The 24,105-nt window shown below is 64.4% G+C and carries 21 protein-coding genes; 9 read left to right on the top strand and 12 right to left on the bottom strand.

What is annotated here, in order from left to right; translation table 11 throughout:
• Positions 1-7: 7 nt before the first annotated feature.
• The 5 genes from trpD to lexA all read left to right on the top strand — a co-directional run bounded on the left by trpD (position 8) and on the right by lexA (position 4,317).
• On the top strand, positions 8-1,000 hold the full coding sequence (trpD, locus tag GGR40_RS03580) for an anthranilate phosphoribosyltransferase (RefSeq protein WP_429275209.1): 993 nt from the start codon (positions 8-10) through the stop codon (positions 998-1,000).
• Positions 1,001-1,010: 10 nt separating this feature from the next.
• Entirely contained in the window at positions 1,011-1,802 is a 792-nt protein-coding gene (trpC, locus tag GGR40_RS03585; protein ID WP_429274815.1) for an indole-3-glycerol phosphate synthase TrpC, read from the top strand.
• Between the two features lie 13 nt (positions 1,803-1,815).
• On the top strand, positions 1,816-2,301 hold the full coding sequence (gene moaC, locus GGR40_RS03590) for a cyclic pyranopterin monophosphate synthase MoaC (protein ID WP_429274816.1): 486 nt from the start codon (positions 1,816-1,818) through the stop codon (positions 2,299-2,301).
• A complete protein-coding gene (locus GGR40_RS03595) occupies positions 2,298-3,515 on the top strand; it encodes a molybdopterin molybdotransferase MoeA (RefSeq protein WP_429274817.1) in 1,218 nt (405 codons plus the stop codon). Before moaC ends, GGR40_RS03595 begins: the two co-directional genes overlap by 4 nt.
• A gap of 100 nt (positions 3,516-3,615) precedes the next feature.
• Positions 3,616-4,317 carry a transcriptional repressor LexA gene (lexA, locus tag GGR40_RS03600; RefSeq protein WP_429274818.1) on the top strand — a complete coding sequence of 234 codons (702 nt, stop codon included), beginning with the start codon at positions 3,616-3,618 and terminating at the stop codon, positions 4,315-4,317.
• A 189-nt stretch (positions 4,318-4,506) separates the two neighbouring features.
• Here lexA and GGR40_RS03605 read toward each other — a convergent pair whose 3' ends face one another.
• Positions 4,507-6,843: a ComEC/Rec2 family competence protein gene (locus GGR40_RS03605; protein WP_429274819.1), complete on the bottom strand. Its 2,337-nt coding sequence runs from the start codon at positions 6,841-6,843 to the stop codon at positions 4,507-4,509.
• Here GGR40_RS03605 and gltX point away from each other — a divergent pair.
• The 3 genes from gltX (at position 6,825) to GGR40_RS03620 (ending at position 9,952) form a co-directional block, all read left to right on the top strand.
• On the top strand, positions 6,825-8,303 hold the full coding sequence (gltX, locus tag GGR40_RS03610; RefSeq protein WP_429274820.1) for a glutamate--tRNA ligase: 1,479 nt from the start codon (positions 6,825-6,827) through the stop codon (positions 8,301-8,303). The genes GGR40_RS03605 and gltX overlap by 19 nt on opposite strands.
• Positions 8,304-8,314: 11 nt before the next feature.
• Positions 8,315-9,598, top strand: a complete 1,284-nt coding sequence (locus tag GGR40_RS03615) for a citrate synthase (protein WP_429274821.1) — start codon at positions 8,315-8,317, stop codon at positions 9,596-9,598.
• 138 nt (positions 9,599-9,736) lie between these two features.
• On the top strand, positions 9,737-9,952 hold the full coding sequence (locus GGR40_RS03620) for a hypothetical protein (protein ID WP_429274822.1): 216 nt from the start codon (positions 9,737-9,739) through the stop codon (positions 9,950-9,952).
• Between the two features lie 36 nt (positions 9,953-9,988).
• Here the strand turns inward: GGR40_RS03620 and GGR40_RS03625 are convergent, their stop codons facing one another.
• From GGR40_RS03625 to GGR40_RS03640, 4 genes are all read right to left on the bottom strand, one after another.
• Positions 9,989-11,353 (bottom strand): sensor histidine kinase, encoded by a 1,365-nt coding sequence (locus GGR40_RS03625; RefSeq protein WP_429274823.1) that lies wholly within the window; start codon positions 11,351-11,353, stop codon positions 9,989-9,991.
• A complete protein-coding gene (locus tag GGR40_RS03630) occupies positions 11,350-12,291 on the bottom strand; it encodes a hypothetical protein (RefSeq protein ID WP_429274824.1) in 942 nt (313 codons plus the stop codon). Before GGR40_RS03630 ends, GGR40_RS03625 begins: the two co-directional genes overlap by 4 nt.
• A gap of 35 nt (positions 12,292-12,326) precedes the next feature.
• Positions 12,327-13,385, bottom strand: a complete 1,059-nt coding sequence (locus tag GGR40_RS03635; protein ID WP_429274825.1) for a hypothetical protein — start codon at positions 13,383-13,385, stop codon at positions 12,327-12,329.
• A 224-nt stretch (positions 13,386-13,609) separates the two neighbouring features.
• A complete protein-coding gene (locus tag GGR40_RS03640; RefSeq protein WP_429274826.1) occupies positions 13,610-13,912 on the bottom strand; it encodes a type 1 glutamine amidotransferase family protein in 303 nt (100 codons plus the stop codon).
• Between the two features lie 69 nt (positions 13,913-13,981).
• Between GGR40_RS03640 and GGR40_RS03645 the strand changes: the two genes are divergently transcribed.
• On the top strand, positions 13,982-16,621 hold the full coding sequence (locus GGR40_RS03645) for a coiled-coil domain-containing protein (RefSeq protein ID WP_429274827.1): 2,640 nt from the start codon (positions 13,982-13,984) through the stop codon (positions 16,619-16,621).
• A gap of 66 nt (positions 16,622-16,687) precedes the next feature.
• Here GGR40_RS03645 and trhO read toward each other — a convergent pair whose 3' ends face one another.
• From trhO to GGR40_RS03680, 7 genes are read right to left on the bottom strand one after another with little or no spacing between them, the layout of a single operon-like run.
• On the bottom strand, positions 16,688-17,650 hold the full coding sequence (gene trhO, locus GGR40_RS03650; RefSeq protein ID WP_429274828.1) for an oxygen-dependent tRNA uridine(34) hydroxylase TrhO: 963 nt from the start codon (positions 17,648-17,650) through the stop codon (positions 16,688-16,690).
• 43 nt (positions 17,651-17,693) lie between these two features.
• Positions 17,694-17,984 carry a DUF1467 family protein gene (locus tag GGR40_RS03655; protein WP_429275210.1) on the bottom strand — a complete coding sequence of 97 codons (291 nt, stop codon included), beginning with the start codon at positions 17,982-17,984 and terminating at the stop codon, positions 17,694-17,696.
• Between the two features lie 11 nt (positions 17,985-17,995).
• Positions 17,996-19,621, bottom strand: a complete 1,626-nt coding sequence (locus GGR40_RS03660; protein WP_429274829.1) for a ribonuclease J — start codon at positions 19,619-19,621, stop codon at positions 17,996-17,998.
• Positions 19,618-20,397, bottom strand: a complete 780-nt coding sequence (locus GGR40_RS03665; RefSeq protein WP_429274830.1) for a type III pantothenate kinase — start codon at positions 20,395-20,397, stop codon at positions 19,618-19,620. Before GGR40_RS03665 ends, GGR40_RS03660 begins: the two co-directional genes overlap by 4 nt.
• A gap of 14 nt (positions 20,398-20,411) precedes the next feature.
• Positions 20,412-21,110, bottom strand: coding sequence for a biotin--[acetyl-CoA-carboxylase] ligase (locus GGR40_RS03670; protein WP_429274831.1), 699 nt, complete (start codon positions 21,108-21,110; stop codon positions 20,412-20,414).
• Entirely contained in the window at positions 21,107-22,570 is a 1,464-nt protein-coding gene (gene nuoN, locus GGR40_RS03675) for an NADH-quinone oxidoreductase subunit NuoN (protein WP_429274832.1), read from the bottom strand. Before nuoN ends, GGR40_RS03670 begins: the two co-directional genes overlap by 4 nt.
• Positions 22,570-24,102, bottom strand: a complete 1,533-nt coding sequence (locus tag GGR40_RS03680; RefSeq protein ID WP_429275211.1) for an NADH-quinone oxidoreductase subunit M — start codon at positions 24,100-24,102, stop codon at positions 22,570-22,572. The genes nuoN and GGR40_RS03680 overlap by 1 nt, the downstream gene beginning before the upstream one ends.
• Between the last annotated feature and the right edge of the window lie 3 nt (positions 24,103-24,105).

A 24,105-nucleotide genomic window follows, 5' to 3' on the forward strand; every position in this document is an offset into this window, starting at 1 on the left:
GGCCAGCATGACCCTGCCCGATCCCCGACACCCGATCCCTGAGGAAGAGGCGCATGCCGCTTTCGCCGCCATCCTGGATGGCGACGTGCCCGAGGCGGCGATCGCCGAGTTCCTGATCGCCTTGTCCGACCGCGGCGAAACGGCGGCAGAGATCACCGGCGCCGCCCGAGCCATGCGCGAACGCATGATCCCGGTCGAAGCACCTGCGGGCGCCATCGACGTCTGCGGAACCGGCGGTGATGGGTTCCACACCCTCAACGTCTCCACCGCCGTGTCGCTCGTGGTCGCGGCTGCGGGCGTGCCGGTCGCCAAGCACGGCAACCGCGCCGCCAGTTCCAAGGCCGGCGCCGCCGACACGCTGGAAGCACTGGGCCTCGACCTTGATCGCGCCGTGGAGACTGCGGAATCCACCTTGTCGGAAATCGGCATCGGCTTCCTTTTCGCCGCACGTCACCATCCGGCGATGGGCCGCCTCATGCCGCTGCGCAAGTCGCTGGGTCGGCGCACCATCTTCAACCTGATGGGGCCACTTGCCAACCCGGCCCGCGTTTCACGCCAGCTCGTCGGCATCGCCCGGCCTGCCTACGTGCCGATCTATGCCGAGGCGCTGATGCGGCTGGGCACCGAACATTCGATGGTGATCTCGGGCGACGAAGGGCTGGACGAACTGAGCCTTGCCGGCGGCAACGAAGTGGCGGATATCAGGGGTACCGAACTTTCCATGGGCCGCATCACCCCGCAGGCTGTCGGTCTGCCGGTGGCGTCCGTGGAAGCCATTCGTGGCGGCGACCCCGCCTACAATGCCGCTGCGTTGAATAGTCTGCTGCTGGGCGAACCTGGCGCTTATCGCGACGCCGTGCTCCTCAACGCAGCCGGTGCACTGATGGTGGCGGGCGAAGTCGAAACCTGGGAAGAAGGCGTCGAGGAAGCCGCCGAAACCATCGACAAGGGTCTTGCCAAGGGCCTGCTCGACTGCTGGATCGCGGCTACCCGCGCGTAAAGAGGAAGCGATGTCCGACAAGCTCACCGAGATCTGCAATACCAAGCGCCAGGAAGTCGCTGCGCGCAAGGCAGCTGCAACGCTGGACGATCTCGACGCCCGCGCCGCCACCCAGACCGCGCCCCGTGGTTTTGAGGCGGCCCTTCGCGCAAACGCTGCCAGCGGCTACGCACTGATCGCGGAAATCAAGAAAGCTTCGCCATCCAAGGGATTGATTCGCGAAGATTTTCGTCCTGCCAATCATGCCATTGCCTATGAGCGCGGCGGCGCGGCTTGCCTCTCGGTGCTGACTGACGCGCCCTATTTCCAGGGCCATGAAGACTACCTGATCGAAGCGCGCGCCGCCTGTACGCTTCCCGTTATCCGCAAGGATTTCATGGTCGATCCATGGCAGGTGGCCGAAGCCCGTGCGATCGGCGCCGACGCCATCCTCATCATCGTGGCCGCTTTGGACGATGGCCTCATGGCAGAACTTGAGGCTGCAGCACATGAGCGCGGCATGGACTGTCTTGTCGAAGTTCATGATGAACATGAGATGGAACGTGCAAGCGCCTTGAAATCCAGACTTATCGGTGTGAACAACCGAAACCTGAAGCTCTTCGCTACCGACATTGGCACCACCGAGCGGTTAGCTCCCCTGGCACCAGCGGGAACCCTGCTCGTCAGCGAAAGCGGCATCAACAGCCACGCTGACCTCCAACGCCTGTCGGCCTGCGGCGCCCGAACCTTTCTTGTCGGCGAAAGCCTGATGCGTCAGCCCGATGTGGAGGCGGCCACTCGATCGCTACTGACCGGCAACTGATAGGACTGTGGCAATGGCCAATTCATTGACCCATATCGACGCGCAAGGGATCGCCCGCATGGTCGACGTGGGCGGAAAAGCCGAAACGGCGCGGGTCGCCGTCGCTTCGGGTCGGATTGTCATGCAGCCTGAGACACTGGCCGCCATCCGCGAAGGGAACGCGCCCAAAGGCGACGTGCTGGGCCCGGCGCGCATTGCAGGTATTATGGCCGCCAAGCGCACTGCAGACCTCATCCCAATGTGCCATCCCCTTACGCTCGATGCCGTGAACATAGACTTCATCTTCGAGCAGGACGCTGTTCGCGCGGTGGCCACCGCTTCGCTGACGGGACGCACTGGAGTGGAAATGGAAGCAATGTCAGCCGTTTCCATCGCGCTCCTCACAATCTACGACATGGCCAAGGCGTTGGACAAAGGCATGGCCATCACGCAGATCGCTCTGATGGAAAAGCGCGGTGGCAAGTCCGGTCACTGGAAGGCCGAGGGTTGGCAAGGGTGACCACTGGTCCCCTTACGCTTGAAGAGGCCCAGGCCCGTCTGCTTGCATTTGCAGAGCCGCTGCCGATCGAACATGTAGACGTGGAGAACGCGATCGGGCGCTACCTTGCGGAACCGCTTCGCGCCCGCCGGACTAACCCGGCTGTCGATCTTTCCGCGATGGACGGCTATGCCATGGTGTCAGGCGACGTAGCCGGACCTTGGCAGATCATCGGCGAAAGCGCGGCCGGGCATCCGTTTACTGGTAGCATCACAGCCGGGCAGACCGTGCGCATCTCCACCGGCGCAATCCTCCCTGAAGGCGCGGCTGGAATCATCCTGCAGGAAGACGTCATGCGCACGGGCGATCGTGTCGCGCTCTCCGGCGATGCACCTCAGCCAGAAGACAAGCACGTGCGCCGTCGCGGAATGGATTTCGCCGCCAGCACGGAAATCCTGCCCGTCGGCGCGCGGATCGGCTCGGCTCAGGCAGCGCTTGCGCTGGCAGGCGGCCACCGTCACCTTCCTGTCCGGCGTATGGCCCGTGTCACCATCATCGACAGCGGTGACGAACTCTCCGCCGATCCCGAGAACTGCGCGCCCGGCCATATTCCCGCGACCAACGGGGTGATGCTGACAGCCATGGCGCGGACCCTCCCGGTCGATGCACGGCGGATCGGACCCGTAAAAGACACGCTAGCGTCGATCACGCAGGCGCTTGAAGCATCCGGCGACGCAGATCTTATCGTTACCAGCGGCGGCGCGTCGGTGGGAGACCACGACCTGATCCGCCCGGCACTTGAACGATGGGGTGCGCGGATGGATTTCTGGCGCGTGGCGATCAAACCGGGCAAGCCCATCCTGGTGGCGACGCGAGAAGTCGCCGGACGGCGCCAAATCATTCTCGGCCTGCCCGGCAACCCGGTCTCCAGCTACGTCACGGGACATCTGTTTCTGCTGCCGCTCCTGCGGGCATTGTCGGGGGCTGCTCAGCCATTGCCCCTCCGGATCGTGACACGGCTGGGTGCCCCGATCAGGGCAGCCGGCAAGCGCCGCGAGTTCCTGCGGGGTAGCTGGAACGGGCGCGAAGTGATCGCTCATCCTCTTCAGGATAGCGGCGCGCTGTCACCGCTTGCTTATTGCAACGCTCTGATAGACCGACACGCTCACGCAACCGCTGCCGAAATTGGCACGGAAGTGGAGATATTCCTGCTCGAAAACGGCTGTGGCGGATGAAAAACGCGAATTTGGTTGCTTGATTGTTCCCGCAATGTTCACTACGAGAACAAAAAGGTCAGGAAGGTCCTGATCCGGCGGCGAAGAAAAGGCAGCGACAATGTTGACGCGCAAGCAGCACGAATTGCTCCGGTTCATCCAGACCCGGCTGGAAGAAAGCGGCATATCGCCCAGCTTTGAAGAGATGAAGGAAGCTCTCGACCTCAAGTCGAAATCCGGCGTCCATCGCCTGATATCCGCGCTGGAAGAACGCGGCTTCATTCGCCGCCTGCCCAATCGCGCGCGGGCTTTGGAAGTGCTGCGGCAGCCTGACGACACTAGCGTCAAGACGCCCAAGGCTGCAGCTGCGAACGGCAACGATAACGCTTTGGCAGGCACTGTCGCAGCGCCGAGCATCCGACCAGTGGTTCCCGCCAACGACGTCATCGAAATTCCCCTGCACGGTCGCATTGCTGCTGGTGTTCCGATCGAAGCGCTGGAAGGGCAGTCTACCCTTCCCGTTCCTGCGGCGCTGCTCGGGTCCGGAGAACATTATGCTCTGGAAGTATCAGGGGATTCGATGGTCGAGGCCGGCATTCTTGATGGCGATTTCGCGCTTGTGAAACGTACCAATTCCGCACGGGATGGGGAGATCGTGGTCGCGTTGGTGCGCGGAGAGGAAGCGACGCTGAAATACCTGCGGCGTGAAGCAGGTATGGTCCGTCTGGATCCCGCCAATGCCGCTTACGAGCCCCAGATCTACGGCCCGGACGAGGTCGAGGTGCAGGGCAAGCTGGCGGGCCTGCTGCGCCGTTATCACTGAGAAGCGCTTTTCAGTCCGCACCGGGATTGAGCTGCACATCGGTATGGAGGCCATCGATTACGCGGGAGAGATGGACGGAGCTCAACTCTTCGTGGAGGGATGACTTACCTCGCCTCCTTTTTTACGGCTTCCGACATCCTCTGCCGGTGGCGTTTACTCCTTGATGTGAGGAGCAGCCCAGTAGCCTGATCACGGTGCACGATCGCCATCTTGGGGCGTTTTCCCGCCTACCTTGTTCGTCCTGGATTCATTGACGGAAGATGGGTTTGTGCCGGTAAATGGGCGACGATTTCGCGAAGGTGGTTCCCGCCGCCAGTCATGTTCGCCCTGAGTTTCTGTCACGGTGACGATCCGATGGCTCGAAAGATACAGCGCCAGCCCGCCCGTGCGTCCAAGGCTGTCGCGATCGGCTTTCAGCCAGCGCGGATGGCAGCTGCGCGGCAGCCATCGGTCTGAAATCACAATGTCGCTGCGTTCACAAGATGCCGCCAGTCCGCGTTCCGGAACCGCATCACGACCTCGTGAAATGAGCAGCCGCCAAGCCTTGTCAGCACGCATGACGGTGAGCATACAGAAATCGCGATTGCACAGCGCGCCCGGCCATTTCTCTATAGATGTGGGAGCACCGTCCATACCGGCCAGTTCGATGAGATTGTCCCTCGCATATCCTTCACCGCCGTCGCGGAGCAGGAACAGCTTCTCCCCTCCGTTTTCGACTATGCCGACATGGCGACCATCGCCCGATATCAGGACATCCGCCGGGGGCGCCATCGCCAGCAAGGCCGCTCCTGTTGTCGCAGCGATCAGGCCCAGCCAGCGGATACGGCCGGTCCACAAGCCCAGCCACAATCCTCCGGCAACGAACAACAGGAACGCGCCAGCTCCCGTTCCGGGGAGCACTTTGACGGCACCTGGGCGGGAGGCGAACCAATGTGCAAGATCGGTTAGCAGATCGATGGAAAGCCCTGCCAACCACCAGAAGGGCGCGCCCAAACCAACGACGTCGAACATCAGGGCAAGTGCCAGAAGCGGCATGACGATGAAGGTCGAGAGCGGGATTGCCAGCACATTGGCCAAGGCGCCATAAACGCCCGCGCGATGGAAATGGTATAAGCCGATCGGCATCAGGGCAAGGTCGATCACAGCTCCTGTGACCAGCAGCATCCCAAGATGCCTCAGTGCCCGCCCGCCCAGTGATTCGTCCCGCGGGCCAAGGAACCGCCGCACCGGTTCGGCAGTGCTTATGGCAACAAGTGCAAGCACGGCACCGAAGCTCATCTGAAAGCTGGGCCCCATTACCGCTTCGGGCCACAACAACATGACGCAGAACGCCGCCGTGGCCAGCATCCGCAACGACAGCGGCTCTCGGCCGAGGGCCAAAGCGGCCAGCACCAGCAGAGAGCCGATGCAGGATCGCACCGTCGGCACTTCGCTGCCCGACAGCAGCGTGTAGGCAACGCCGGCTAGCGCTCCCGCTCCGGCGGCGATCACCGGCAGCCGGAAGCGCAGCGCCACCCATGGAAACAACACCAGCAGCCGGACTACAACGACGTATACGGCACCGACCATCGCGCTGACGTGCAATCCACTGATCGAAAGCAGATGCGCCAGCCCCGAATCGCGCATCGCCGCCGCGTCCGCTTTGGATATGCCGCCCCGGTCCCCTGTCACGAAGGCCGCCGCTATGCCGCCAGCCTCCGGACCGATGCGGGTCTGGATGTGGGCAGTCAAACTGCGACGCAGGCCGCTGAGCACCCCCTCGTCTGCACCGCGCCCTTCGATCATGCGCACTTCGCCGATTGCCGATCCGGTGGCGGCAATCCCGTTGAACCATGCCGTTCGAGCGAAATCATACGCGCCGGGAAGCATAGGCGGCGCCGGCGGCATCAATCGCGCTCGAAATTCGACCACGTCACCGTCGTGAATGGCCGCCGCAGCGCCTGCTCCCGGGACATTCACTCGAACCTTGATGGTTCTCCCGCCTCCTGGCTCGTGCATCGCCACCGTGAGGCGGTCCCGTTCGAGCGCCGGCTGCGGCTCCACACCCAGAACCCGCCCTCTGAAAACGCCCGATAACGGCCGCTCGATCGCCGGCTCGCCCACCAGTTCCGACCTGGTCCAGATGACAAGGCAGCCTGCTCCGACAAGGAGTGGCAACACTACCAGCGCCCGCGCTATGTGCGGGTATGCCTCCAAGCGTGGAAACCACGCATGCGCGATTGCAAAAACAACAACAAGGGACGCGCACAAACCCGCCCACCACGCAGCGGAAGGCAGCACAAACCAAGTAATTATGCCGGTTGCAAACGCCACCGCCACCCATGGACCCTGCTCGAAACCAGCTTGCGAAAGAAATCGCTCGACGACCGCCAAAAGCCTCGACAAGAGGCGTTGGGCGGTCCATGGCCCATGCTGCAATGCAGCGGCTCCGGATGCTTCCGGGGGCTGAATTTCGGAAATTGCGGCGTGGGTCCCCATAGCCGCCAATAGGCAGGAAGGTCGGGAAGATGGCAAGCGGCAGTGCATCGGGCGAAGCGATTGGCAGCGAGGGCGCTGCGCCCCGGCCCGTCGTCACGCGCTTTGCTCCCTCGCCCACCGGCTACCTGCATATCGGCGGCGCGCGCACCGCGCTGTTCAACTGGCTCTTCGCGCGTCATCACGGCGGCAAGTACCTGCTCCGCATCGAAGACACCGACCGTGCCCGCTCCACCGATTCCGCGATCGATGCGATCTTTGACGGGCTGTCATGGCTCGGCCTGGACGGCGATGAAGCGCCGGTCTTCCAGTTCGCCCGGTCCGACCGCCATGCACAGGTCGCTGCCCAACTGTTGGAAAACGGCCATGCCTATCGCTGCTACCTGACGCAGGAAGAACTGGCCGAACGCCGCCAGAAAGCGCAGGAAGAACGCCGCCCGTTCCGCATCGACAGCGAATGGCGCGATGCCGATCCCGCGACCTGGCCGGCCGACCGTTCGTGGGTCGTGCGTGTCAAGGCACCACGTGAAGGCGAGACGACCATCGACGACCTCGTCCAGGGCACGGTCACCGTGCAGAACGAAGAGATCGACGACTTCGTTATTCTGCGTAGCGACGGCACGCCGACATACATGCTGGCCGTGGTGGTTGACGACAACGACATGGGCGTGACGCACGTCCTGCGCGGTGACGATCACCTCAACAATGCGTTCCGCCAGTTGGTCATCACCCATGGCATGGGCTGGGACGTGCCGGTCTACGGTCACGTTCCGCTGATCCACGGCTCTGACGGTGCCAAGCTGTCCAAGCGCCACGGCGCGCTGGGTGTGGACGCCTATCGCGATGAGATGGGCCTGCTGCCGGAAGCGGTGTTCAACTACCTGCTGCGGCTGGGCTGGGGCCACGGCGATGAGGAAATCATCAGCCGCGAGCAGGCCATCGAATGGTTCGACATGGTCGACGTGGGCAAGAGCCCTTCGCGCTTCGACCTTGCCAAGCTTCAGAATCTCAACGGGCACTACGTGCGCGAAGCCGACGATGTGCGGCTGGCCGGCCTTGTCGAAGCGCGCCTGACTGGCGTTAATGGCGACATCTCGGCAGACCAGGGGGCCGACCTGCTGGTTCGCGCCATGCCCGTGCTCAAGGTCCGTGCCAAGGACCTCAACGAACTTGCAGAAGGCGCGGCCTTCCTGTTTGCCCAGCGCCCGCTTGCCATGAGCGAGAAGGCGCTGGCCCTCCTGACCGTCGAGGGGCGTGAGCGCCTTGCGGCGATTCACGAGCGCCTGTCCGGCCAGGCCGACTGGACACTCGAGGCATTGGAAGCCAACCTGAAGGCAATGGCCGAGACCCTGGGATTGGGGCTCGGCAAGCTCGCGCAACCCTTGCGGGCAGCCCTGACAGGTCAAACGACCTCGCCGGGGATTTTCGACGTACTGGTATTGCTCGGACGGGAAGAGAGCCTCGCGCGCATCGGCGAGCAGGCGCAGATTCCCGCCGGGTCGCAGTCATAAGGAGATAATAGGTGGGTGATCAGGCTAAACTGAGCGTCGCTGGCGCCGAACACGACTACGCGGTTCTCAAGGGAAGCGTGGGTCCGGACGTCATCGACATCCGCAAGCTCTATGCCCAGACGGGCGCGTTCACGTTCGATCCGGGATTCACCTCGACGGCCAGTTGCGAATCCGCGCTGACCTACATCGACGGTGACGAAGGCGTCCTGCTCCATCGCGGCTACCCGATCGGCCAGCTGGCCGAAAACTCGTCGTTCATGGAAACCAGCTACCTGCTGCTCAATGGTGAACTGCCGAGCAAGGATGAGCTGGCCTCTTTCGAGAACACCATCACGCGCCACACCATGCTGCACGAACAGCTGGCGAACTTCTACCGCGGTTTCCGCCGTGACGCTCACCCGATGGCGATCATGTGTGGCGTCGTCGGCGCGCTTTCGGCGTTCTACCACGATTCGACCGACATCTCCGATCCCGAGCATCGCAAGATCAGCTCGCATCGCCTGATCGCCAAGATGCCGACGATCGCCGCTGCTGCCTACAAGTATTCGGTCGGCCAGCCCTTCGTCTATCCGGACAACAAGCTGAGCTACACCGGCAACTTCCTGCGCATGACCTTCGGCGTGCCGGCGGAAGAATATGAAGTGATCCCGGCCGTCGAAAAGGCGATGGACCGCATCTTCATCCTCCACGCCGACCACGAGCAGAACGCGTCGACCTCAACCGTGCGTCTTGCCGGCTCATCCGGCGCCAATCCCTTCGCGTGCATCGCGGCGGGCATCGCCTGCCTGTGGGGCCCCGCGCATGGCGGCGCCAACGAAGCGGCGCTCAACATGCTCAAGGAGATCGGTACGCCGGACAGGATCCAGCACTACATCGATCGCGCCAAGGACAAGAACGACCCGTTCCGCCTGATGGGCTTCGGCCACCGCGTCTACAAGAACTACGACCCGCGCGCGACTGTCATGCAGTCGACCGTGCGCGAGGTGTTCGACGCGCTCAAGGTCAACGATCCGCTGTTCGAAACCGCGCTGCGCCTGGAAGAGATCGCCCTCAGCGATCCCTACTTCGCGGAGAAGAAGCTGTTCCCGAACGTGGACTTCTATTCGGGCATCATCCTTTCGGCGATCGGTTTCCCGACCACGATGTTCACCGTGCTCTTCGCCCTTGCCCGCACCGTGGGCTGGGTTGCGCAGTGGAACGAAATGATCTCCGATCCCGGCCAGAAGATCGGCCGCCCGCGCCAGCTCTACACCGGCCCGACGCAACGCGACTACGTGCCGCTCGACCAGCGCTGAGTCCGAAGCCCGCGAAGCCTCGCGGGTCATACCGGAACGAAGAGGCCCTTGCGAAAGCGGGGGCCTTTTTCGTTGCCCCGCTCAATCGCGCGCCCGCCACATTCCCGCCGCATCCGTCACGCAATATCCGAAGCTTGAATGGGGCGCTGGAAAACAATGATATTCATCCGAATCCTGGCCGTAGCCATCGGCATACTGGCCATTGCCGCCGGGCTCTTCGTGGTTCTTCAAGGCACGGGCGTGCTGAGATGGCCGGCTGACAGCTTGATGGTCAACGATCGCGCATGGGCAGTAAGAGGCGCTGTGCTGGCGATGGTCGGCGGCATCGTCGTCTGGCTGGGCCGCCGCTGCTGAGCACTGCCGGGTTCTGAGTTTCAGCCAGTCGGAAGGTCAGCCTTCCGGGTCGGCGGGTACGGTCAGGATGAAGCGTGCGCCCTGCCCCGGCATACTTTCGACACCCAGATCTCCGCCCATAGCCCGGGCCAGGCGGCGGGAAATGTAGAGGCCCAGACCGGATCCGCCGTCGCCACTCCGGCCCAGACGCTCGAACTTTTCGAACACCCGTGCCTGCTGCTCCGGCGACAGGCCCGGACCTTCGTCCGATACTATGGCGCAGACATGCGCGCCCTCGCTGCTGACGTTCACGGAAATGCGGGATTTTTCAGGCGAATAGCGGATGGCATTGCCAATGAGGTTGAGGAGAATCTGCAGCACGCGGCGAAATTCCGCCAGCGCAGGTGCTTCCGGCCCACAGGGCGGCGCGTCCAGCGTGATGTCTTTTTCACGCGCACGCACCCCAAGGATGCCCACTGCCTGTCGTGCCACTTCGGCAAGGTCGATGGAGTCGGCCGTGGTTGCGAAGCCTTCATCCTCGACGACTTCGAGGTCGGCCATGTCTTCGAGCAGGCTCAGCAGCAGCTTGCCCGCACTGGCGATCTCGCCCGCATAGTCGGCGTAAGCGTCGGGCAACGGCCCAGCCAGGCGGGTGCGTATCGTCTCCGCATTGGCGACGATACGCGCGATCGGCTGCTGCAGAACCGGTGCCAGGTCCCGCCCAACCAGCCCTCGACGTGCAGCGACCGGCGCAGGCAAGGGCGCTGGTTCTCCGACTGCGGGTGCCTGGTCCGAAAGCAACAGCAGTTCGAAGCCTTCAGGCTCAAATCCGGGGCGCATCTGCGGGATCAGCGTGACCCGCCAGTCACGGCTGGAACCCGGCACCGTCACGGGCGCGCCATCCAGCAGGCGCCAATGCAGCGGCTGCGCGTGCGTTACGTTTTCGGGAGCCAGAAAATCGGTCCAGCTGCGCCCCGCCCCGCCCTGCATGGCAGCTGCAACGCCTGCGAGTTCGGGAACGTCGGTGGTCACCGCCATTACCCGTTGGCCGGAGTCGAGCCATGCAGTCAGTTCGGCAAGATGGCGATCGGTCTCCGCGCGGCGCTGCTCGGCTATGGCCCCTTCTTCCGCAATCAGCGGCGTCGCCCGCCAACTGCGGATGCGGATCGCGCAGCCGGGGCCATCCGGCTCGGCCTCCACCCACATCGCTATGGCGTCGCTGCCGTCCTGCGCACCGACCATGCCAGCCACCGGCAGTCCGGTCAGGCGGACCTGCCGGGTGAGCGACAGAAGTTCGGGCACCGCAATCGTGCCCGGCAATTCCCCGCCACATCGCAAGTGCAGTCCGGCCAGCGGTTCCTGGACGTCAAGCAGACGATCATGCTGATCGCTGCGGGCGTGTGCCAGAATGGCCCCGCTCATGCCGCATCTCCCGACAGGATGGCGGCCGCAAGCGCACGATCGGGCACGATCCGTTCGACAGGGTCATCAGCGCCATGGAACATGGCCAGTTGGCGCTTCACCGTCGCGGTGGAAGCACCCGCTGCCGCCAGCGCCAGCGTCAGGCGCGCCTGCTGCCCCGGCTGCGTGGCCAGCAACGCCGCTTCGCGTGCTATCCCGGAACGCTGAGCCAAGGCTGTCAGGAACAGCGCCGCCCCCGCCTCTTCGACATGGAGCAGCGCTTCATCCTGCAGACGTGCGGCAAAGCGGGCGGCGGCATCCAGACGGCTCGAACCTGCCGCATGGCGTTCTCGCACATCGGCCTCCACCTGTCGTGCCCGCTCTGCAAGCGACGGTTCAGCACCCACCAGCCTGCGCAGAATGCCGAGAACCGCGTCCAGCACGAATTCCGGCAGTTCCGACAATGGCAGCGACATACCTTGCTGAGCCTGGGTCCAACGAGCCTGCGTGCTCACGAAGGCGCGTGCAGCAGCCTCGTCTGCCAGCAGGAACTTGCGCACGAGCGGCGAAACGACCGGGTCCAGCGCGAACTGCGCTCGCAGTCGTCCGGTCAGGTGCCATTCCAGCGCCAGCGTATGAACATGGCCCAGCAGATCCGCGTCATGCAGGAAGGCCCCGGTGAGCACCGCGATTTCCTCAGGCGCGTGAGAGCGGCGGTCGGCGTCGCCGATCAGGCCGTCAAGCAGTTGCGCGGCGATGTCGGCCAGCATGGCCCGTACCCGCGTCATTACTTCTTCGCTGAGCAGGGCGTTTTCCTCTGCCGCTATAAGATGCCGCAGCACCGGCAAGGCGGATGCAGCGGCAGCATCGCCACGCGCAAGGTCGCGACGCAGGATGGCCTCTGCATGCTGTCTGTCCGCCGCGTGGATGTCCAACGGAGGAGCCGCCTGATCGATCATGGAGTTCGTCTAACGCGCATCTGGTTAATTCGCGGTTAGCCGTCGCGTCGGCGCGGCAGCACGAGTGCCGCGATGACCAGTGCAACCGACAACAGCCGAACGACCACCAGCACCTGCCCCAAGCCCGATGCGAAACCCAGAATCAGGCCCAGCAAGGCGCGATCTCCGAACAGCCCGGCAAAGCGCCCGGTGGCGACCCGCGGCAGCAACAGCAGCAGGAGCAGCAGGATCACCGGCGTACACAGCCATGCGATCACCGGCTCGCCCATGAACCGCGGCGTATCGAGAAGGATCAGCGCGGCGAATCCGACATCGACCAGCCACACCAGAGCATCCGCGCGCGGGATGGCCGGACATGCCTGCCCCAGCGCATGGCGTTCCGTCGCACGGAGGAGGCGGCTGGCCTCCACCAGCAGCCACGCGATCGCTAGGAATGCGAAGGCGCACCACATGAAGCCGAACCAGCCCGCGCCTGCAGCAATAGCCACTGCGCCCAAAACGGCCGCGGACACCACATTGCTGGCGTTGCCGGCGTGCAGCAACGAGGAACCGAAGCTTAACACTGCGAATCGCGCTACGGTACGCCCCGGTGTCCGGGGCCCTTCCTGCGCGAACCGGGCGCGCATCCATTCGTCTTCCAGTGCGTAGGCTTCTGCCTCGCTGCGGACCATCCGCCAGCCTGAACCGGTGCGCGCCGCCGCCGGGACTTCGCGCATGGCGATCCCGGACTGCAGTGCGATGCGCGTCAGCGCGGAAACGGCGTCAACATCGACCGGCAATTCATGCAACCGCTCTACCAGCGCACCGGGCACGCGCATCAGTCCGGCGGTTGCACGGTTGATATCGATCCGCTCGAAACCTGCTGCCAGAGCACCCTCGACAGGCTGGACCACCACCACCGGAGATCGCCCTTCAAGCAAGGCGCTTGCCTGCTCGGGATCGGCGAACAATCCTTCGGAGATCACGACCAGCTCGTCCGCAGCCGTCACCAGCCCGGCAAGTTGGCCCGCACTTGTGGCGATGGCGAACTGCAGCCCGGCATCCTCGGCATCATGCTGCAGCGCGATAAGCTCCGGCGACGTACCGCGCGCCATGCAGATGATCCGATGGCACTCCAAAGCCATCGCCATGCCGAGTTGATGTTGCGCGACGCTTGCACCCGCAACGCGCAGGAATGCGCGCGGGAACGGCTGCCCTGTTACGGCAGGCTCCGTCATGGCCAACAATGCTATGCGCAAATCGCGAAAACTCCAGCACCCGGCCTTCGATGTAGGCAGGTCCGCGCCGGGTGCCAAGCCCCGGCGCCATCCAGGGTGGATCAGTCTCCGGAAAACTCGGCGACATAACCTTTCAGGCGTCGGACCACGGTGGGCTCGCCGGGCGCCGCATCGAGCGCGGCCTGTGCCAGCACCAGCAGCTGCGCGGAATGGAAACTCGCGGCCAGCCCCTTGAGCCGGGTCGCTGCGACAACCCAGTTGCCGTCACAACGTGCCCGCTCCAGCAGATCGACCTGCCGCCCCACGCTTTCGATGTAAGCGGCGCGCAGTTCCGCCATGAGTACCGGGTCGCCGCCTGCAGCCGCAGCGAGAGTTGCTTCGAGGGCGCCTGCTTCATAAGCCATTTCCCCAGATTTATGGCGCAAGTGTTAAGGCGGGGTTTATCGGCGCGACGATCTTGGTATCTTCGCCCGATGGCTGGGGAAAACAGGATCATCGCATTCGGCACCGGTAACGGCGAGCAGCCCACACCGGAAGCGCCCGAAACCGGACAGGATCAGGCCGCCGCGCCCGCTGCCGAAGCTTGGGACGACGCCTGGGTAGCTGCCGACACCGAAGATGCGCAGGCTGGTGAACCCGCCGTCCGCTCTTGGTTGGCGCCTGCACTTGCCGGCGCTGCCGTTGTTGGATGGAGCGCCCTGTTCATCGCCGCGCAGTTGCCGGCATTGCGCACCGGCATCGCGCTGGCGCAGGCCGTCGCGCTGGTAACGCAATGGAGCGTTCCTGTGCTGCTGATCGGTGTCGTCTGGCTGCTGGTTATGCGGCACAGCACCCGCGAAGGCCGGCGCTTTGGCGATGTCGCGCGCGCTCTTTCCGCTGAGTCCGCGACTCTCGAACAGCGCCTGCTGACTGTCAATCGCGAACTCAGCCTCGCGCGCGAGTTCATCGGCGCACAGTCTCGCGACCTGGAAACACTGGGCCGCCTTGCCGCAGAGCGTCTGTCCCAGAATGCGGACCGGTTGCAGGAGCTCGTGCGCGACAATGGCGCCCGGGTCGATTCGATCAGCACCGTCAGCACCGCCGCGCTGGACAACATGGAGAAGCTGCGCGGACAGCTGCCTGTCATCGCCAGCTCCGCCAAGGACGTCACCAATACGATCGCCAACGCCGGCCGAACTGCGCATGCCCAGCTGGAGGACATGATCAACGGCTTCAACCGGCTCAATGAATTCGGCTCCGCCAGCACGCGGCAGGTCTCGGTCCTGCGCGAACAGGTGAACGAGACGCTGGACGGCTTCAACGCGCGCGGGGCGGAACTGGAACAGGCGCTTGCCGCCCGGTTCACTGCTCTGGATGAACGCGGCGGCGAGTTTCGCGTGCAGCTCGAACGGCACGAAGTGGAGGCGCTGGCCGCCATCCGCACCCGTGCTAAGGCCCTGTCCGACGAGATCGACGACAGCCGTCGGCAGCTTGACCGTCAGGAAGCCGAAAGCCTCACGTCGCTGCGTGCCCGACTGGTCGCACTACGTGATGAGAGCGATGTCGTTTCGCGCGCGCTGCATCAGGCCGAGGAACGAGCGACCGACGCGCTGCGCACGTCGCTTGCGGAACTTTCCGACGAACGCATCGCAACCGGGGAAGCCATCACCGAAGCGCAGGAAACCGCCATAGACGCGCTGGCAGCCCGCTTGGTGACCATTGCTTCCGAGGCGCGCCAGATCGACGAATCCATTGGTCTGCGCGCTGAACGCCTGACCATGGAAGCCGAAGAGCGGCAATCGCGCCAGGTTGAGCAGGAACGGCACGCCATCGCCCGGATCGACCACATGCTGAGCGAACTGGACGCATCGATCGCCGAACGGCTTGAACGCCATCGCATCCAGGCAGAAGCGCTGGCGGATCGCGCCAACGCCGTCACCGGCGAACTCGGTCGGTTCGAGGCCCGGCTGGAAACCATCGCCTCGCAGACCGGTGAGGCGGAGGGACGCCTTTCGGCCAGCCTCGCCTCGCTGACCGAGCGCCTGACGGCGGCCCGCGCCACCCTGGCCGCGACGGACGACGAGGTCGAGAAGCTGACCGACGACAGCGTCCGCCTGCTCGAACTGATCCAGGCCAGCGCGCGCCAGACGCACACCGCCCTACCCGAGGCACTGGCGGTGTCCGAAGACCGTCTGCGCCGTGTGCAGGAAGGGCTCGGCATCGTGCTGGCGCAACTACGCGAAGCAGCGCAAGGTGGCGAGGAGATCGTGGCGGAGATCGGCGTTTCGGCGCAGGATCTGGATGCACTTATCGCCGGGCTATCGCAGGCCCAGGCTCAGATCGCCGCACGGGGCGAGGATCACGCGGCGCTGTTGGCCCGCCTGAAGGACACTGTCGCCGAGATCGACACCGCTACCCAGGCCGCCGCCGACAAGGCAGGGGGTGCGCTCGTTGGGGCATTGGCATCGCTGGGATCGACGCTGGATGAAACCGTCTCCGCCATCGAGGACGACAGCGCAGAACGCATCGCCCGCGTCGCCGATACGCTAGCTGACGACAGCGCGGCAGCGATCGAGAAGGCGATGCGCGGCAAAGTGGCGGAAATTTCCGGCCAGCTCGAACAGGCGGTCGCCCATGCATCTGGCGTCACCCGCGAGGCCAGTGCGCAATTGCGAGAATCGGTGGCCAAGGTCGAGGATCTTGTCGGGAACCTCGAAGGCCGGGTCGCCAAGGCGCGGCAGGATGCCGAGGAGCAGGTGGACAACGACTTCGCGCGCCGTGCCGCCGTCATCACCGAATCGCTTAACTCCAACGCCATCGACATCGCATCGGTGCTTTCGGGCGAAATCGCCGACAGCGCCTGGGCGGCCTATCTGCGCGGCGATCGCGGCATCTTCACGCGCCGGGCGGTCAGCCTGCTCGATGCCGGAGAGGTCAAGGCGGTTCAGCAGATCTTCGAGCGGGACGACGCATTCCGCGCCAACGTCAGCCGCTATATCCACGATTTCGAGAGCATTCTGCGCCAGGTTCTCTCCACGCGTGACGGCAATGCGCTGGGCGTAACCCTGCTGTCATCGGACATGGGCAAGCTCTACGTTGCGCTGGCTCAGGGGATCGAGCGCCTGCGGGGATAAGGGGCGGCGGCCACGGCGGGCCCTGCTCCCCGATAACGGTCAGGCCGCACGAAGCCTCCGCCTTCCTCAGTCCGGGCGCCCTTCGTACACCGCGCCGACATGCGCCTCGCCGCGCTTTGCGGCCAGTTTCTCCTGTCGCTCACGCTCTCGATAGGCGGCGCGCTGTTCGTCCGTCCGCTCACCGTGGCAAGCCGGGCAGCTGACGCCGATCTCGTAGAGTTCGGAAGCGCGGTCCTCTGCGCTGATCGGCCGGCGACAGGCGTGGCACAATTCGTAAGTGCCTTGCGCCAGACCGTGGCCGATCGTCACCCGCTGGTCGAAGACGAAGCACTCGCCCTCCCAAAGGCTCTCATCCTGCGGTACGGTTTCCAGATATTTCAGGATGCCGCCCTTGAGGTGGAAGACCTCCTCCACCCCTTCCTGCTTGAGGAAGGCGGTAGATTTCTCGCAGCGGATGCCGCCAGTGCAGAACATCGCAACCCTGGGCTTTGTCCCTTCGCCCAGCAATCGCTCGCGCTGGTCGCGGAACCACTGCGGAAATTCGCGAAACGTCCGGGTCTGCGGATCGATGGCTCCGGCAAACGTGCCGACAGCCACTTCATAGTCGTTGCGGGTATCGATCACGATCGTGCCCGGATCGGAAATCAGGGCGTTCCAGTCCTGCGGGTCCACATAGGTGCCGACGCTTGCCAGCGGATCGATGTCGGGTTCGCCCATCGTCACGATCTCGCGCTTGAGGCGGACCTTCATGCGATGGAACGGCATGTCCGGCGCGTCGGAAAACTTCACGTCCAGATCCGCGCAGCCCGGCAGGCCGCGCACATGCGCCACCACGGCGGCGATGCCGTCCGGCGTTCCCGCGATCGTCCCGTTGATCCCTTCAGCCGCCAGCAGCAGCGTGCCACGAATGCCGTTGGCGTCGCACAGTCCCTCCAGCGGGGCTTTCAGCGCAGCGGGATCGGCAAATCGGGTGAAGCAGTAGAGCGCTGCCACGCACAGGCGCGGCGCGCTGGTGTCCAGCGGTTCCATGGCGCGCCTCTAGAGCATTTGGGCGGGAGGTGGAAAGCCCCGATCAGTACCCCAGATCCTTGACCGGCGGCGTGCCGAACAGGTTGAGGTCGTCCACCGTGATCCACTGGTTCGCATAATTGGCGTAGTAGAGCACGAAAAGGACCGCAGCGACCACCGTGGCGCGCCTTGCTACCAGCAGCGGACGGAAATTGACCGGCGCGCTGGTGGCATGGCCCTTGCCGATGACATGGCCGTCCACCTCGTCCGGCGTGCGCAGGCCCACCGGCAGGACAAGGAAGGCGCTCATCACCCAGAACAGCAGGTAGATCGCCACCATCGACGTCCAGTTCATCGCCATGCCCGTCAATCCTCCAGCAGCAGCACCTGCACCTGCGGCTTCTTGCCCGACCAGCGGGTTGCCGCCCGCCGGGCCGCCAGACGCGCAGCCTCGGAGCGGGTGTCGCGGTCGGCCTTGCCGGCCCGCTTCAGCGCTTCGGCGACATCGCGCTTCGCCTCTTCCACGAACCCGGCATAATCCTCGTCCAGCGGGAGGCCAAGCGCGGAAATCTCCACCCTGCCCTTACGATCCGCCGCGACCGAGACGACGCCGTTGAAGGCGATGCGGCGCCGAACGACGATGGCCTCGCCGTCAGCCGGGGCGATGATGTCGCCATCCAGCACCAGACGGCCCGAATGCACTTCGCCAAACTTGCCGGCGTGGCTGGGCGCAAGCCGCACGAGGTCGCCGTTCTTCTGGAAGATGGCCTTGGGGATGCCGCTGTCGATGCCGAGGCGCGCCTGCTCCTTCATATGGCGAATTTCGCCATGGACAGGCAGCAGGATTTGCGGCCGGATCCACGAATAGAGCGCTTCGAGCTCGGGACGGCCGGGATGACCCGATACGTGGATCGGGCTCTGCCGGTCAGTGACGACGATCACGCCCTGATCGGCCAGACGGTTCTGGATGCGGCCGATCTGAATCTCGTTCCCGGGGATCTGGCGGCTGGAAAACAGCACGACGTCGCCCTTGTCGAGCTTGATCGGGTGATTCCCTTCGGAGATGCGCGCCAGCGCCGCACGGGGTTCGCCCTGCCCGCCGGTTGCCACGATCAGCACATCGCCGCGCGGCAAGTCCATCGCCGTATCGGGATCGACAAGGTCAGGCAAATCCTTGAGATAGCCACACGACTGCCCGGTCTGGATGATCCGGTCCAGCGAACGGCCCGCGACGCACAGCTGCCGCCCGGTCTTCTTCGCCACGTCGCCCAGCGTCTGCAGACGCGCGACATTGGAGGCGAACGTCGTCACCAGAACCCGGCGGCCCTTGTGCTTCTTCACTTCCTCCAGCAGCCCGCGATAGACCTCGCCTTCGGACCCGGACGCTTCCGGATTGAAGACATTGGTGGAATCGCAGACCAGCGCCAGCACGCCTTCGTCACCGATGGCGGTCAGTTCTGCCTGAGTTGCGGGCGTGCCGACCTGCGGCTCGTCATCCAGCTTCCAGTCGCCCGTGTGGAAGATGCGACCGTATGGCGTGTCGATCAGCAGGGCGTTGCCCTCTGCGATGGAATGCGCCAGCGGAACGTAGCGGATGTCGAACGGGCCAAGCTGGAAATTTTCCAGATCATCGACGACATTGAGTTCCGCCTGGTCGAGGATGCCCGCCTCTTCCAGCTTGGCGGCGACCAGCTTGGCGGTGAACGGCGTCGCATAGAGCGGCACGTCCAGTTCCTGCGCAAAGTACGGCACCGCGCCGATGTGATCCTCGTGCGCGTGCGTCAACACGATGCCCAGCAGGTTCTCGCGCTCGTTCTCGATGAATTCCAGATCGGCGAAGACCAGATCGACGCCGGGGTATTCGTTGCCGGAGAACGTCATCCCCAGATCGACCATCAGCCACTTGCCCTGACAGCCATAGAGATTGACGTTCATGCCGATCTCGCCCGAGCCGCCGAGCGCACAAAATAGAAGTTCCTTACCGGGAATCACTTAGAAGCTGCCCTTTCGGCAATGATAGCGAGGCCGTCGATCGTCAGATCGGCATCGACCGCGTCGAAAATATCGGTGGCTTCGTCGAACAGGACGGCAAGGCCGCCGGTCGCGATGATCTTGGCGGGACGACCGATCTCTGCGCGGATGCGGGCGATCAGGCCCTCCATCATGGCGACGTAGCCCCAGAACACGCCGATCAGCATCTGGTCCTCCGTGTTGCGCCCCACTACGCTGTTGCTGCGCGGCGCTGCGATGGCGATGCGCGGCAGCTTCGCCGTGTTACCCACCAGAGCGTCCAGCGACAGATTGATGCCCGGCGCGATGATGCCGCCCTTGTAGGCGCCGTTGAAATCGATGACGTCGAACGTGGTTGCGGTGCCAAAATCGACGACGATGAGGTCGCCCGAATGGCTGGCATGTGCCGCCACTGCGTTCACCGCACGGTCCGCGCCCAGCGAGCTGGGCTGCTCAACGTCGATGTCGATGCCGTATCCGGCCCTGCCTTGCCCGGCCACCAGCGGCTCTATGTCGAAGTAGTGCCGTGACAGGATTTCCAGGTTGTGCAACGCGCGCGGCACCACCGTGGAAATGATGATCTGCGTGACCTGCTTCGCCTCGTACCCGCGAATGGCCAGAAGCTGCATCAGCCAGACGGCGTATTCGTCCCCGGTGCGGCGCGGATCGGTGGCGATGCGCCAGCGCCCGCGAATCTCGCGGCCTTCCAGCAGCGCGAAGACCACGTTGGTATTGCCGGCATCGATGGCGAGCAGCATGGCTCTTCAATTCCTCATACGAGCAGGACGTCGCCCGCGTGGATCGTGCGGATCGATCCGTCGGGCAGCGCTAGACGCAGGTTGCCGTCATGCGCCAGCCCCGCGAACGCGCCGTCCACAGCGCTCTCGCCGGGGGGGAGCACCCGAAGCGGCGTGCCCTGCGGATGCGCCGCACTCTGCCAGCGCCGCAGCAGCGGGGCAATACCGACCGTACGCCAGCGTTCCAGTTCGGTGTCGAAGCAGGTGGCGAGCGCATCGGCAAACGCATCCCGCCCGGGACTGCGCTCACCTAGAGCGGCAGTCTTGCGGTCAGATAACAGGGGCGCATGGACGAGGTTCACCCCGATCCCGACGATCACCGTGCCCTTCACCATTTCCAGCAGGATTCCGGCGACCTTGGCGGCATCCAGCAGCAGATCGTTCGGCCACTTGAGCATCAGCCCCTGCGGCACGAAACGCGACAGCGCCTCATGGACGGCAAGTCCCGTCATCAGCGCCAGTGTCGCTGGCGGCGGGTCTTGCGGGCTGACATGCACGACCGTCGAGCCCATGAAATTGCCCACTCCGTCGTCCCAGACCCGGCCAAGCCGTCCACGTCCCGCAGTCTGCCGGTCCGCAACGAGCCAGCGGCCCTCGGACAGGTGATCCCCATCCGAAAGCCGCTGCGCCAGATCCCCGTTCGTGGACCCGGTCTCTGCCAGGATTTCGATCAAAGCGTGTGGAACAGCGCAGTCGCGGCCGTGTCGGTCAGGCCCTGAAGCCATCCGCTCAGCAGATAGCCCAGCGGCGAGATGAACAGGCAGGTGACGATCAGGATCGCCTTGTGCCACACGTCGCTCTCACCCTTCACCACATCGGCAGGCTCGTCGAAATAGACGACCTTGACGATCTTGAGATAGTAGAACGCGCCGATCACCGAAGCTGCGAAGCCGATAGCGGCAAGCGGCATCATGCCGGCATCGACTGCCGCCTTGAAAACCAGGAACTTACCCCAGAAGCCGAACAGCGGCGGGATACCGGCAAGGCTGAACATCACGATCGCCAGACCCAGCGCCAGTCCCGGGCGGGTGCGCGAAAGGCCTGCGAAGCTGCCGATGTCCTCTACTTGCTGGCCGTTCTCGTCCTTGAGCATGAGCACGGTGACGAAACCCGCCACGGTCATGGCAACGTAGATCACCAGGTAGAACAGCATGGCCGACGCGCCCTGCATGTTCGCTGCGGCCAGGCCGACGAGGATGAAGCCGACGTTGTTGATCGACGAATAGGCCATCAGGCGCTTGATGTTCTTCTGGCCGATGGCGCCCAGCGCACCGATCACGATCGAGGCAAGCGCCACGAACACGATGATCTGGCGCCATGCATCCGCCTGCCCGCCGAAAGCGTCGAGCATGACACGCATGGTGAGGCCAATGGCCGCGACCTTGCCCGAGGTGGCGAAGAACTTCGTCACCGGGGTCGGCGCGCCTTCGTAAACGTCCGGCGTCCACATGTGGAACGGCACGGCGCTGATCTTGAAGGCAAGACCGGCGAGCATGAAGATGATGCCGAACAGCGCCCCGTGCGAAAGGCCGCCGCTGAGCGCGGCGTTGATGCCCGCGAACGAGGTCGTCCCGGTGAAGCCATAGGTCAGGCTCATGCCGAACAGCAGGATGCCCGAAGCGAGCGCGCCCAGCACGAAGTACTTGAGGCCCGCTTCCGCCGAGCGCCCGTCCGTCCGCACGAAGGCAGCGAGAACGTAAGCGGCCAGCGAGTTCATCTCGAGCCCGATGTAAAGGGTCAGCAGGTCTCCGGCCGACACCATCAGGCCGCTACCCAGCGCCGCGAAGACGACGAGGATCGGGAACTCAGCGCGCATGGCGCCGAGCCGGTCGAAGAAGGCAGGCGCGACGACGAGCGTGGCGGCTGCCGAAAGGTAGATCAGTATCTTGCCGAAGCTGGAAAACGCGTCGGCATGAACCTGGCCGAAGAAGGCTGAGGTTTCCGGCCCCATCGCGCCGCCGCACAGGGCAGGCGCGACCAGGAACGTGGCGCCCACCAGCGCCGCGACGGCGAGTATCGAGATCAGGCGGCTTGCCTTGTCACCACCCCAGGCGGCGATCAGGAGCAGGACGAGGCCTGCGATGCTCAGCGTTTCTTCCGGCGCGATAAGGCGCAGGGAGTGCGACCAGTCCATCAGTGTGACCCCCCATGCGCAGCGGCTTCTTCGTGCGCAGGCTTAGCTTTTCCAGGTGTAGGCGCGCTGTCCCCTTGCGGCTTGGCACGGGCGAGGCGCGCGTCGAGCGCGGCAATGTCGGCGCGCATAGGAGCGATGAAGCTCTCCGGATAGATACCCATCCACAGCGCGGCAAGCGCGAGCGGGATGACCATCGCCAGTTCGCGACCGTCGAGATCCGGCATGGCGGCGGCATCGGCGTTCTTCTGCTCACCGAACACAACACGGCGGTACAGATACAGCATGTAGGCCGCACCCAGGATGATGCCGGTGGTGCAGATCAGCGCCGCCCAGGTCGATACCTGGTAGATGCCGCCGAGGCTCAGGAACTCACCAACAAATCCGCTGGTGCCCGGAAGGCCGATGGAGGCCATCGTGAACAGCAGGAAGAACAGCGCATAGCGCGGCATGTTGATGGCCAGACCGCCGTAGCGGCTGATCTCACGCGTGTGCAGGCGGTCGTAGATGACGCCGACGCACAGGAACAGCGCGCCCGAGACCAGACCGTGGCTCAGCATGACCAGCATCGAGCCTTCGAGGCCCTGCACGTTGAAGGCGAACAGGCCGATCGTCACGATCGCCATGTGCGCGACCGACGAATAAGCGATCAGCTTCTTCATGTCGCTCTGCACCAGCGCGATCAGCGAGGTGATGACGACCGCGGCCATCGACAGGCCCCAGACCAGCGGCGCAAAGTAGGCCGACGCTTCGGGGAACATCGGCAGCGAGAAGCGGATGAAGCCGTAGCCACCCATCTTCAGCAGCACGCCGGCCAGGATTACCGAGCCCGCAGTCGGCGCCTGAACGTGGGCCGCCGGAAGCCAGGTGTGGACCGGCCACATCGGCATCTTCACCGCGAAGCTGGCGAAGAACGCGAGCCACAACCAGGTCTGGACGTGAGGATCGAAATCATAGGCCATCAGCGTCGGCACGTCGGTCGTGCCGGCGGTGTGGACCATCCACAGCATCGCCACGAGCATCAGCACCGAGCCGAGCAGCGTGTAGAGGAAGAACTTGTACGACGCGTAGATGCGGTCGGCCCCACCCCAGATGCCGATGATCAGGTACATCGGAATCAGGCCAGCTTCGAAGAACATGTAGAACAGGAAGATGTCCTGCGCCATGAACACGCCGAGCATGAGGGTTTCGACCAGCAGGAACGCGGCCATGTATTCGCCCACGCGCTTTTCGATCGAGCGACTTGCGCCGATGCAGATCGGCATGAGGAAGACTGACAGTTCGATCAGCAGCAGGGCGATGCCGTCGATGCCCAGCTTCCAAGAGAAGCCGGAGAAGATGTCGAGCCGTTCGGTGAACTGCCACTGGGCGCCACCGATGTCGAAGTTGAGCCAGAGCACCACGCCAAGGGCGAGGTTTGCCAGCGTGGCAAGCAGCGCGACGGTGCGTGCTGCTTGCGCCTGAAGGAAAAGACAGGCCAGTGCCGCCGCAAGCGGCACCAGCAGCATCAGACTGAGGATCGGAAAACCGTTCATCAT

Source organism: Novosphingobium gossypii (genome assembly GCF_050433305.1).
Classification (GTDB): domain Bacteria; phylum Pseudomonadota; class Alphaproteobacteria; order Sphingomonadales; family Sphingomonadaceae; genus Novosphingobium; species Novosphingobium gossypii.